11 protein-coding genes and 1 rRNA gene are annotated in these 12,122 nt (G+C 72.4%); all 12 read left to right on the top strand.

Features of this window, described 5'->3' with window-relative positions:
* A 5S ribosomal RNA gene (rrf, locus tag AC21LY_RS08495) occupies positions 1–110 on the top strand; the annotation flags it as partial.
* A 135-nt stretch (positions 111–245) separates the two neighbouring features.
* Positions 246–1,652: a hypothetical protein gene (locus tag AC21LY_RS08490; protein ID WP_489045966.1), complete on the top strand. Its 1,407-nt coding sequence runs from the start codon at positions 246–248 to the stop codon at positions 1,650–1,652.
* Positions 1,649–2,596 (top strand): HAD-IIA family hydrolase, encoded by a 948-nt coding sequence (locus AC21LY_RS08485; protein ID WP_489045965.1) that lies wholly within the window; start codon positions 1,649–1,651, stop codon positions 2,594–2,596. The genes AC21LY_RS08490 and AC21LY_RS08485 overlap by 4 nt, the downstream gene beginning before the upstream one ends.
* 10 nt (positions 2,597–2,606) lie before the next feature.
* Entirely contained in the window at positions 2,607–2,825 is a 219-nt protein-coding gene (locus AC21LY_RS08480; protein ID WP_489045964.1) for a hypothetical protein, read from the top strand.
* Positions 2,825–3,640 (top strand): TlyA family RNA methyltransferase, encoded by an 816-nt coding sequence (locus tag AC21LY_RS08475; RefSeq protein WP_489045963.1) that lies wholly within the window; start codon positions 2,825–2,827, stop codon positions 3,638–3,640. Before AC21LY_RS08480 ends, AC21LY_RS08475 begins: the two co-directional genes overlap by 1 nt.
* A complete protein-coding gene (locus tag AC21LY_RS08470; RefSeq protein WP_489045962.1) occupies positions 3,637–4,539 on the top strand; it encodes an NAD kinase in 903 nt (300 codons plus the stop codon). Before AC21LY_RS08475 ends, AC21LY_RS08470 begins: the two co-directional genes overlap by 4 nt.
* 3 nt (positions 4,540–4,542) lie before the next feature.
* Positions 4,543–6,318: a DNA repair protein RecN gene (gene recN / locus AC21LY_RS08465; RefSeq protein ID WP_489045961.1), complete on the top strand. Its 1,776-nt coding sequence runs from the start codon at positions 4,543–4,545 to the stop codon at positions 6,316–6,318.
* Positions 6,319–6,404: 86 nt separating this feature from the next.
* Positions 6,405–7,595: a putative cytokinetic ring protein SteA gene (gene steA, locus AC21LY_RS08460; protein ID WP_489045960.1), complete on the top strand. Its 1,191-nt coding sequence runs from the start codon at positions 6,405–6,407 to the stop codon at positions 7,593–7,595.
* Entirely contained in the window at positions 7,596–8,516 is a 921-nt protein-coding gene (locus tag AC21LY_RS08455; RefSeq protein ID WP_489045959.1) for a copper transporter, read from the top strand. It abuts the gene before it with no gap.
* Positions 8,517–8,580: 64 nt separating this feature from the next.
* Positions 8,581–10,323, top strand: coding sequence for a CTP synthase (gene pyrG / locus AC21LY_RS08450; protein WP_489045958.1), 1,743 nt, complete (start codon positions 8,581–8,583; stop codon positions 10,321–10,323).
* Entirely contained in the window at positions 10,295–10,987 is a 693-nt protein-coding gene (locus AC21LY_RS08445) for an NUDIX domain-containing protein (RefSeq protein ID WP_489045957.1), read from the top strand. Before pyrG ends, AC21LY_RS08445 begins: the two co-directional genes overlap by 29 nt.
* A gap of 2 nt (positions 10,988–10,989) precedes the next feature.
* Positions 10,990–11,934: a site-specific tyrosine recombinase XerD gene (gene xerD, locus AC21LY_RS08440; RefSeq protein ID WP_489045956.1), complete on the top strand. Its 945-nt coding sequence runs from the start codon at positions 10,990–10,992 to the stop codon at positions 11,932–11,934.
* Positions 11,935–12,122: the final 188 nt, after the last annotated feature.

Raw genomic sequence — 12,122 nt, 5'->3', positions numbered from 1 at the left:
GCCATAGCGGAGGGGAAACGCCCGGCTCCATTCCGAACCCGGAAGCTAAGCCCTCCAGCGCCGATGGTACTGCACTCGTGAGGGTGTGGGAGAGTAGGACACCGCCGGACTACAATTAGATACAGGATGAAGGCCCTTGGGGATCGTGTCGAACACTTCGGTGTTCCACTCCTCAGGGGCCTTCGCCATGTCCAAGTACAGTAAGAGCGTGTGTCGCCTCGGGGGCGACGGGAAGTGGGTGCACCGTGGCTGAGTCGAACGGCGACCGCCGGCAACGTGCCGGATTCACCAACCCCGCCCAGCGGGCGGACCGGAACGGCGGCACGGATTCGTCACGTGGCACGGGCGCCGGTCGGAACAACGATCGCGGCGGCCGGAGCGATGAGCGGCGCGGGGACGACCGGCGCGGCGGCGATCGCTCGGGCGGTGGCCAGCGCGGCGGTAACCAGGGCCGCGGCGGCGACCGCCGCGACTTCGGTGGCAATCGCACCGGTGAGTCCCGCGGCGGTAGCCGGGGTGACCACCGCGGCGCCGATTCGCGCAGCGGCGACTCCCGGGGCGGTGACCGTCGGGACTTCCGCGGTGGGGACCGGCGGGACTTCCGGAGCGCCGATTCGCGCGGTGGGGACCGTCGCGACTTCCGTGGCAGCGACAACCGTGGCAGCGATTCGCGCAGCGGCGACTCGCGTGGTGGGGACCGTCGCGACTTCCGGAACAGCGACTCCCGCGGGGGAGACCGCAGGGAGTTCGGTGGCCGCCCCTCCGGGGATCGGCGGCCCTCGGGTGATCGCCGGGGCTCCGACGACCGTCGGTCGGGCGGGGATCGTCGTGGCGGCGGCTTCTCCGGATCCCGCGCCGGCTCCCGACCCGGTGGACAGGGCGGGCGTTCCGGCGGATTCAAGCGTGACGATCAGCGCGCGGACCGCCCCCGGACCCGGGCCGGGGAACCGTCGATCCCGAAGGACGTCGACCCCAAGGAACTGGACCCGGCGATCCGGCGTGACCTGCTGAGCCTGGACAAGAACAACGCGGAGATCGTGTCCTCGCACCTGGTCCTGGCCGGGCGACTGCTCGACACAGATCCCGCCGCGGCCCTGGCGCACGCTCGGGCGGCCCGGGAACGGGCCGGACGGATCGCAGCCGTCCGCGAGGCCTGCGGCATCGCGGCGTACATGAACGGCGAGTGGTCCGAGGCGCTCAGCGAACTGCGTGCCGCGAAGCGGATGGGCGGCGCCGTCAATCTGCTCCCGATGATCGCTGACAGCGAGCGCGGGCTCGGCCGGCCCGAGAAGGCCATCGAGACCGCGCGCGGTGACGAGGCGGCCCAGCTCACCGGCGACGACCGGACCGAGCTCCGCATGGTCGAGGCCGGTGCTCGGATGGACCTCGGCGAGTACGACAAGGCCGTCGTGACCCTGCAGGCCGAGGATCTCGATCCCGCTCGCCGCGGCTTTTACGCCGCGCGCCTGTTCTACGTCTACGCCGAGGCGCTGCTCGGCGCGGAGCGTCGCGCCGACGCGTTGACCTGGTTCCTCAACGCCGCGGCGGCGGACGAGGAGGAGTTCACCGATGCGGAGGAGCGGGTCGCCGAACTGTCCTCCGAAGACCTGGGCGCATCCGAAGACCTGAGCGCGGGCGGCTCCGCCGAATGAGCTCGCTCGCCGGTGCCTACGACCGCCTCCTCGTCGACCTCGACGGCACCGCCTATGCGGGGCAGGCCGCGATCCCGGGTGCGGCGGAGGCACTGTCCGGGCTTCCCGTCACGTACGTCACCAACAACGCCAGTCGCAGCCCGTCGGACGTGGCGCGGCACCTGCGTGAGCTCGGCTTCACCGCGCCCGACGACACCGTCGTCACCAGTGCCCAGGCCGGGGCCGGGCTGCTCGCGTCCCTCGTTCCCGCCGGTACCCCGGTGCTGGTCGTCGGCGCGCAGGCGCTCCGCGACGAGGTGCAGGCCCGGGGCCTGGTCCTGGTCGAGAACGCCGAGGAGGCGCGCGCCGTGATCCAGGGGCACAACCCCGAGACCGGCTGGGCGCGCCTGTCCGAGGCCGCCCTGGCGATCCGGGCCGGTGCGGTCTGGGTCGCCACCAACACCGACGCCACCCTGCCCACCGAGCGCGGGCTACTCGTGGGGAACGGCTCCATGGTGGCCGCGGTCCGCAACGCCACCGAGCGCGAGCCGCAGGTGGCCGGCAAGCCGTACCGCCCCATCTTCGTCGACGCGATGCGCGCCGCCGGCGCCACCACGGCCCTGGTGGTGGGCGACCGCCTGGACACCGACATCGAGGGCGGCATGACCTTCGGCGCCGACACCTTCCTCGTGCTGACCGGCGTCAACGACGTCGCGGACGTCGTCGCCGCGCCGGACGCGCAGCAACCCACCTACATCGCGGAGACCCTGGGAGCCCTGCGCCGACCGCGCGAGGAGTCTCTGCCCGGACCGCGCGACGGATGGACCGCCACCGTCGACGGTGACGAGCTGACCGTGACCGGCGGACCAGGGGCGGATCCCGCGGACGCGACGTACGTCGCGATCGCCGCGGCCCGTGAGCTCCCCGAGGAACGCCGGGCGGGCCTGCGGCTGACCATCCGATAGTTTGGACACCGTGGAGCCACCAGCTTTCCGGGGGGACGACCCGGCCGACGTCCGCACGGCCGTCGAGGACCTGATGCACCGCGTCGACGAGCTCGACGCGGCGCCCGTCGTCGACCCAGGGGCGGTGGCCGGAGTCGGTGAGCTCGCGACCCTCGGGCGACAGGCCGCCGTGTTCGAGCAGGCGCACCAGCTGCTGGTCGACGCCCTCGATACCGTGGATCGCGCCTGATGGCTCGCAGGGTACGGCTCGATGCCGAGCTGGTCCGCCGCGGCATGGCCCGCTCCCGCGACCACGCCCGAGAACTGATCGAGGCGGGGCGGGTCACCGTCAACAAGCAGGTGGCGCGCAAGGCCGCGAACCAGATCGATCCCGGAGATCCCGTCCACGTCACAGCGGTGGTCGGCGAGATCGAATGGGCCTCCCGGGGAGCGCACAAGCTCCTCGGCGCGCTCGACGCCTTCCCCGGCGTCGCCGTGGCGGATCGACGGTGCCTCGACGCCGGCGCGTCCACGGGTGGCTTCACCGATGTACTCCTGCACCGCGGCGCCGAGCGCGTCTACGCCGTGGACGTCGGCTACGGCGAGCTGGTGTGGCGGCTGCGGGACGACGCCCGCGTCACCGTCATGGACCGCACCAACGTCCGGACGCTCGAGCCGGAGATGCTGGACGGCCCCGTCGACCTCGTGGTCGGCGACCTCTCGTTCATCTCCCTCGGCCTGGTGATCCCCGCACTGGCGCGGTGTACCGCGCCCGGCGCCGACCTGCTGCCCATGGTCAAACCGCAGTTCGAGGTGGGCAAGGGCAACGTCGGATCCGGCGGCGTGGTCCGCGATCCCGAGCTGCGGGCGAGCGCCGTCCGCGGGGTCGCCGAGGCAGCGGCGGCGTCCGGCCTGTCCACCCGTGGCGTGACCTTCAGCCCGCTGCCCGGACCGTCGGGCAACGTCGAGTACTTCCTGCACCTGCGCCGCGAGGAGGGCCCCACCGCCCTTCCGGACGACCTGGACGAGATGATCCGCACGGCCGTGACGGAGGGACCGCAATGAGCGATCGCACATTCCTGGTGGTGGTGCACACGCTCCGCAGCGACGTGGGCCGCACCGTCGACGACATCGGCCGGCGCCTGGACGCCGCCGGGGTGCGGATAAAGCTCGAGAGCGACGTCCGCGAGGCCCCCGACGACGCCGCCGTCGGCTGCGAGGTGGTCGTCGTCCTCGGCGGCGACGGCGGCTTCCTCCGGGGCGCCGAACTGGCGCGTCACGCGGACGTCCCCATCATCGGCATCAACCTCGGGCACGTCGGCTTCCTCGCCGAATCCGAGGTCGACACCGTGCCGGAGACCATCGACGACCTGGTGCACCGCCGCTACACGGTGCACCCGCGGATGACCCTCGACGTCGCGATTCACGACGGTGACCGGCTGGTCGCGCAGGGCTGGGCGCTCAACGAGGTCTCCGTCGAGAACCGCTCCCGGCAGGGCCTGCTGGAGCTGGTCACGGAGGTCGACGGGCGCCCCGTCTCGCGGTTCGCCTGCGACGGGCTGCTCGTCGCGACGCCCACCGGCTCCACGGCCTACGCCTTCTCCGCCGGCGGGCCCGTCATGTGGCCCGACCTGGAGGCCCTGCTCATCGTGCCGAGCAACGCGCACGCGCTGTTCGCCCGGCCCATGGTCACCAGCCCGCGGTCCGTGATCGCGATCGAGGTGGAGGGCAGCCGGCACGAGGCGATCGCCTTCTGCGACGGGCGGCGCACGCTCGAGGTCCCCGAACGCGGGCGCATCGAGATCCGGCGCGGTGCCGAGCCGGTGCGGTTCATCAAGCTGGGGGCGGCCCCGTTCACGGACCGCCTGGTACACAAGTTCCGACTGCCGATCAGCGGCTGGCGCGGCCGCCGCGACGGCACCGACGGCACAGAGCGTCACGACGACGCCGGAATCGGGGGATAGAAAGTGCTCGAGGAGATCCGCATCTCGTCGCTCGGCGTCATCGAGCAGGCCGCGGCGGAGTTCGCGCCGGGCCTGACGGTGCTCACCGGCGAGACCGGCGCGGGCAAGACCATGGTCGTGACCAGCCTGCACCTGCTCGCGGGCGCGCGCGCCGATCCGGGCCGCATCCGCGCGGGCGCCGACAAGGCCGTGGTCGAGGGCCGGTTCTCGCTGGCGGGCGCCAGCTCCGCGGACCTGGTGCGGGGGACCGTCGACGATGCCGGTGGGGAGCTCGACGACGACGCGGTCATCGCGGTACGCAGCGTCGCCGCGGACGGCCGGTCGCGGGCCTACCTCGGTGGGCGCAGCGTGCCTGTCGGCACCCTCTCCGAGTTCGCCGGTCCGCTGCTCACCGTGCACGGGCAGAACGATCAGCTACGGCTCCTGCGTCCCGAGCGGCAGCGGGACCTGCTCGACGCCTTCGCCGGCGCGCCCGCGGCCAAGGCGCTGCGCGCCTACCAGCGGGTGCGCGAGGAGTGGCTCGCCGCGCGCGCCGAGCTCGCCGACCGCACCACCCGTTCGCGCGAACTCGCGCTAGAACAGGACCATCTCACCGCCTCGCTCGCCGAGATCGACGGCATCAACCCGGTGTCCGGCGAGGACGTCGACACCGTCGAGCGGATCAAGCGACTGTCCGATCTGGACACGCTGCGCGAGGCCGCGGACACGTCCTACGCCGCGCTCACGGGCTCGGGGTACGGGTCCGACGGTGACGGCGCCGGGGCCGTGCTCGACCTGCTCGGCACCGTCCGCGCGGCGCTGTCCGGGTCCGACGACGCCGTTCTGCGTGCGCTCGCCGAGCGGATCGAGGAGGCGGCCACTGTCGCCGGCGACGTGGCGACCGAGCTCGGCACCTACCTCACCGACCTGCCCAGCGACCCGTCGGAGCTGGAGTCGCTGCTGCTGCGCCAGTCCGAGCTGAAGACTCTGACCCGCAAGTACGCGCCGGACATCGACGGCGTGATCGCGTGGGCCGACGAGGCCCGGGAGCGGCTGGCGGGCATCGACACCTCCGCCGAGGGGCTCGCGGCGTTGCAGGCCCGGGTCGACTCGCTCGAGTCCTCGCTCGCGGAGGCGGCGTCCGCGCTGACCGCGGCGAGGATGAAGGCGGCCGGCTCGCTCGGCAAGAAGGTCACCGGGGAGCTGCGCAAGCTCGCCATGGGCGGCGCGTCGATCACCGTCGACGTGGCACCCGACACCTCCGATGCCGATGGGATCGAGGTCGACGGTGTACGCCGCCGCGCAGGGGCGCACGGCACGGACGTGGTCGAGTTCCGGCTCGTCGCGCACGACGGCGCGAATCCGTTGCCGATCGGCAAGTCCGCGTCGGGCGGTGAGCTCTCCCGCGTGATGCTCGCGCTCGAGGTGGTGCTCGCGGCCACGGAGTCGGGTCTGACGATGGTCTTCGACGAGGTCGACGCCGGTGTCGGCGGCAAGGCCGCGGTGGAGATCGGCCGGCGACTCGCGGCGCTCGCGCAGCGGCACCAGGTGATCGTCGTGACCCACCTGCCGCAGGTCGCGGCGTTCGCCGATACGCATCTCACCGTCGGCAAGCAGACCGGCAAGGGCTCGGTCACCTCGACGCTGACGGCGCTCTCGCGGGAGCAGCGGATCGCCGAGCTGGCGCGGATGCTCGCGGGCCTGGGGGATTCCGACACCGGCCGCGCGCACGCCGAGGAGCTCCTCGAGGCCGCCGACTCCGACAAGATCGCGCAGTCGGGGACCCACGCGAGCACGTAACCGCTGCGCTGGAAGTAGCTCAAAGTTTCCAGTGTTGTCGGCGCGCCTCACGTGACTTTTGTGACTCACGGGGCAGTATGTGCGGCATGAAGCTCACTGGCCTGCTGTCCCGCAACACGTCGAACCTGCCCGGCGTCACCGGCACCGCCCGGGTCGACAAGGACACCACGCGTCTGCTCGGCCGGATCGGCCGCGGCGACATCGTGGTGTGCGACGAGCTGGACCTCGACCGCACCACCGCCGACCTGATGGTCGAGGCCGGGGTCGCGGCGGTGGTCAACGCGTCGCCGTTCATCTCCGGGCGCTACCCGAACCTCGGTCCCGAGGTGCTGGCCGCCGCCGGCATCGAGCTCGTCGACGATGCGGGCAAGGAGGTCTTCTCGCGGGTCCGGGACGGCGCGAAGGTGCGCGTCCACGAGGGCGCCGTGTACTCCGGCGAGCGCGAGCTGGCGCGGGGCGAGCAGCTCACCGATACCGACGTGACCTCTCGGATGCTGGCCGCGCGTTCCGGCGTCGTCGACCACCTGGAGGCCTTCGCCGGCAACACCGTCGAGTTCATCCGGGTCGAGTCGCCGCTGCTCATCGATGGCGTCGGCATCCCCGACGTCGAGGTCAACCTCAACGACCGGCACGTCCTGGTCGTCTCGGACGGTCCCGATCACGCCGAGGACCTCAAGCGTCTCAAGCCCTTCATCAAGGAGTACGAGCCGGTCCTGATCGGCGTGAACCGCGGCGCCGACGCCCTGGTCAAGGCCGGCTACCGTCCGGAACTCATCGTCGGCGACCCCGAGGTGATCACCACCAACACGCTGCGCTCGGGCGCGCAGGTGGTGCTGCCCGCCGCCCCCGACGGCCACGCCCCCGGGCTCGAGCGCATCCAGGACCTGGGCATCGGCGCGATGACCTTCCCGGCCACCGGCTCCGCCGCCGACCTCGCGCTGATCATCGCCGACCACCACGGCGCCTCGCTCATCGTCTCCGTCGGCCATTCCGCGTCGTTGGAGGAGTTCTTCGACGCCGGACGCCGCGAGTCCAACCCGTCGACCTTCCTGACCCGGCTCAAGGTCGGCACCAAGCTGGTCGACGGCAAGGCCGTCGCGACCCTGTACCGCAGCCGCGGGCACGGCGGCGCGATCGCGCTGTTCATCCTCGCCGCGCTGGTCGCCGTCGTCGCCGCAGTACTGGTCTCGAACCAGGGCCACGACCTGCTGCAGTGGCTCATCGACCAGTGGAACCGCTTCGCGCTCTGGGTTCAGGGCCAGTTCCGGGCACTCTAGGTGCCCGGCCCGTCGCGCCGGCTCCGCTCGCCGGGTGCCCGCAGGCCCGCGCTGTTCTGGGCGGCGGTGCTGCTGGCCTTCGCGGTCGGCGTCGCGCTCGGCGGGGGAGTCCTCGCCAGGTTCACCGCCGACCGCGACCTCACGGACCTGCGGGGACAGGTCGAGCGGCTGGAGCGGCAGAACGCGCAGCTCTCCGATCGTGCCCGTGCGTCGGACGACTTCGCCGACGCCGCGGCACCGTCGGCGCTGGGCCGGAGCCTCGCGGGCATCCCCGTCCTGATGGTCGTCGCGCCGTCGGCCGACCGTGGTGACGTCGCGCAGATCGGCCGCCGGATCGTGCAGGGCGGCGGCACCGTCGCGGGCACGCTGACGCTCACCGACGCGCTGTACGCCGAGGACAGGGCGGAGCGGCTGCGCGGCGTGGTCACGAACGCGGTCCCGAACGGCGTCTCCCTCGACGCCGCGCTCGTCGATCCTCGCGCCCGCGCGGGCGACCTGCTCGGCGCCGTCCTGCTCTCGGAGGGCGCCGTCAAGCCCCCGTCGAACGGCCGGACCGACGCCCTCGCCGCCCTGAAGCAGGCCGGATTCGTCGATTTCCCGGGCCCGACGGTGCCCGGCGCGCGCGCCGCCGTGATCGTGACGGGCGGAACAGTCCCGGCCGATCGCGCGGGCGAGGGGCAGGGGATCGGGCGCCTCGCGGCCGCCCTGTCGCGGCACGGCGACGGGGCCGCCCTCGCCGGCCGTACGGGATCGTCGCAGGGTGCGGGCCCGATCGTCGTCGTCCGGCAGGACCGGGGCCTCGCCGAGCGGCTCGCCACCGTCGACGATGCCGATACCGCCGTCGGGCAGGTCTCCACCGCCCTGGCGCTCGCTCAGGCGACGCGCGGCGAGGTGCGGGCCTACGGCACCGGTGCTCGGTAGCGAGAAGGTGATAGGCTGAAGTCCCGTAGTAGAAGCAGGTATCCGCTCGAATACGGGAGTCTCGTTGCCCTCTCCTCGCGTTGGCGCGCGTGTCGCCACGAAGCACATCTTCGTCTCCGGAGGCGTTGCGTCCTCCCTGGGTAAGGGCCTGACAGCCTCCAGTCTGGGACAGCTCCTCACCTCGCGCGGCCTGCGGGTGACGATGCAGAAGCTCGATCCCTACCTCAACGTGGACCCCGGGACCATGAACCCGTTCCAGCACGGCGAGGTCTTCGTCACCGAGGACGGCGCCGAGACCGACCTGGACGTCGGCCACTACGAGCGCTTCCTCGACCGCGATCTGTCGGGCATCGCGAACGTCACCACCGGCCAGGTGTACTCGACGGTCATCGCGAAGGAACGCCGCGGCGAGTACCTCGGCGACACCGTGCAGGTCATCCCGCACATCACCGACGAGATCAAGGCCCGCATCCTCGCGATGCAGGCGCCCGACGCCGAGGGCATCGTCCCCGATGTGGTGATCACCGAGATCGGCGGCACCGTCGGCGATATCGAGTCGCAGCCCTTCCTCGAGGCCGCCCGGCAGGTGCGCCACGACGTCGGTCGCGACAACGTCTTCTTCCTGCACGTCTCGCTGGTCCCGTACCTCGCCGCGTCCGGCGAGCTCAAGACCAAGCCCACCCAGCACTCCGTCGCCGCGCTGCGCAGCATCGGCATCACGCCCGACGCGCTGGTCCTGCGCTGCGACCGCGACGTGCCCGAGGGGCAGCGCAACAAGATCGCCCTGATGTGCGACGTCGACATCGACGGCGTCATCTCCTGCCCCGACGCCGCGTCGATCTACGACGTGCCGAAGGTGCTGCACCAGAACCAGCTCGACGCCTACGTGGTGCGCAAGCTGGGTCTGCCCTTCCGCGACGTGGACTGGACCGTCTGGGGTGACCTGCTCAAGCGCGTGCACGAGTCGCGCGAGAGCGTCAACATCGCGCTCGTCGGGAAGTACATCGACCTGCCGGACGCGTACCTGTCGGTGACCGAGGCGCTGCGCGCCGGCGGCTTCGCCAACTGGGCGAAGGTCAAGATCTCCTGGGTGCCCTCGGACGACTGCGCCACCGAGGCGGGTGCCGCGGCGGCGCTGGGCGACATGGACGGTATTTTGATCCCCGGCGGCTTCGGCATCCGCGGGATCGAGGGCAAGCTCGGAGCGATCCGCTACGCGCGCCGGCGCGGGGTCCCGCTGCTGGGCCTGTGCCTGGGGCTGCAGTGCATCGTCATCGAGGCGGCCCGGTCCGTGGGGCTCGAGGGCGCCAGCTCGACCGAGTTCGACGACGACACCGCCCATCCCGTGATCTCGACGATGGCCGACCAGGAGCAGGCCGTCGCCGGCGAGGCGGACCTCGGCGGCACGATGCGTCTCGGCGCCTACCCGGCGACGCTGGAGCGCGGCTCGGTCGTCGCGACCGCGTACGGCGCCACCGAGGTCTCGGAGCGGCACCGGCATCGGTTCGAGGTCAACAACGCCTACCGCGACAAGATCGCGGAGTCGGGGCTGAAGTTCTCCGGCACCTCGCCCGACGGGCACCTCGTCGAGTTCGTCGAGTACCCGAAGGACGTGCACCCGTTCCTCGTCGGCACCCAGGCGCACCCCGAGCTCAAGTCCCGCCCGACCCGGCCGCACCCGCTCTTCGCGGCGTTCGTCGGCGCGGCCCTGAAGTACCGGGCCGAGCTGGAACTGCCGGTCGGCGTCCGTGCCGCCGCGGAAGAGGTACCGTCGGAGGATGACAGTTCAGGCCGAGAAGATGACTGAGCAGCTCGCACCGCTCGGCTCCGTGCAGGCGCACGACTTCCAGGCGCTGCGCACCGAGACCGTCTACGAGGGGCCGATCTTCGCGGTCCGCCGGGACGAGGTGACGATGCCGGGCGGCGGCACGACGATGCGTGACGTCGTCGAGCACGACGGTGCCGTGGCGATCGTCGCCATGAACGACGACGGTGCGATCGCGATGGTCAACCAGTACCGCCACCCCATGGGGCGGCGCCTGCTGGAGATCCCCGCGGGCTTGCTCGACCACACCGGCGAGGAGGAGCCCGTCTGCGCGGCGCAGCGCGAACTCGCCGAGGAGACGGGGCTCGGCGCCCGGGACTGGCACGTCCTCGTCGACCTGGCGCCGTCGCCCGGGTTCACCGACGAGATGGTGCGCGTCTACCTCGCGACGGATCTGCGGTACTGCGAGATGGCCGAGCAGGAGGACGAGGAGCTCGACATGACCGTCGAGTGGATCCCGATGCCGGACGCGGTGCGCATGGTGCTCTCCGGCGAGATCGTGAACTCGACCTCGGTGAGCGCGATCCTCGCCGCGACCATGGTCACCGACGACGATACGCCGCTGCGCTGCTCCGACGCGCCGTGGCCGGGCCGGCCGACGGCGCTGGCCGCCCGCAAGGGACGGCCCGTGGAGGACGGGCGCTAACCGTGTCCGTCGGGGTGGCGCTCGACGATCAGCTGCGGACGTACGTCGACCACCTCACCGTCGAGCGCGGCGCTGCGGCGAACACGCTCGCCAGCTACCGGCGGGACCTGGCGCGGTACCGCGAGTACCTCGCGGGGCTCGGCGTCGGTGACCTGGCGGAGGTGACGCAGGCCCAGGTCAGTGGCTTCCTCGTGGCGCTGCGCGAGGGCGATGAGGACCATCCGCCGCTGGCGGCGAGTTCCGCCGCGCGGTCGCTGATCGCCGTGCGCGGGCTGCACCGGTTCGCCGCGGCCGAGGGGGTCACCCCCGGCGACGTCGCGCGCGAGGTCCGCCCGCCCGCGCCCGCCAAGCGCCTGCCCAAGGCCCTGCCCGTCGAGCAGGTGATCGCGCTGCTCGAGGCGGCGGGCGGCGACAGCGACGCCGACACCCCGTCGCGGCTGCGCGACCGCGCGATGCTCGAGCTCCTGTACTCGTGCGGGGCGCGGATCTCCGAGGTCACGGCCCTGGACGTGGACGATATCGATGCGCAGTCGCGGTCGGTGGTGCTGCTCGGTAAAGGCGGCAAACAGCGGGTCGTGCCGATCGGCCGGCCCGCCCTCGCGGCCCTGGACGCGTACCTCGTGCGCGGGCGGCCGGCGCTGGTCAAGCGGTCGAACCCCGCGCTGTTCCTCAACGTCCGGGGCGGGCGGTTGTCCCGGCAGTCCGCGTGGCAGGTGCTCGCCGCGGCGGCGGAGCGGGCGGGGATCGACACCGCGACGACGCACGTCTCGCCGCACACCCTGCGCCACTCCTTCGCCACCCACCTGCTCGAGGGCGGCGCCGACGTGCGCGTGGTGCAGGAGTTGCTGGGGCACGCCTCGGTGACGACGACGCAGGTGTACACACTGGTGACGGTGCAGGCGCTGCGCGAGGTCTACGCCTCCGCCCACCCGCGGGCGCGGGGCTGAGGGGGCTCGCACGTTCCCACCCGATCCGTTCCCGCCCCACCGTTTCGCCCGGCGTTCCGGGTGGGGGCTTACGAATCGGGCGCGGACGGCGCGCGGCGGCGTGGGTGTGGCGCTGACCCCGCGTGCCGATGCGGCATCTGTTTCGGGTAGCGCACTAGGGTGGTGGGGAGCAAGAAGGAGGTGGGCCA

The organism is Tsukamurella sp. II2bb (assembly GCF_057815145.1).
This window is presented reverse-complemented; position numbering and strand designations above follow the sequence as displayed.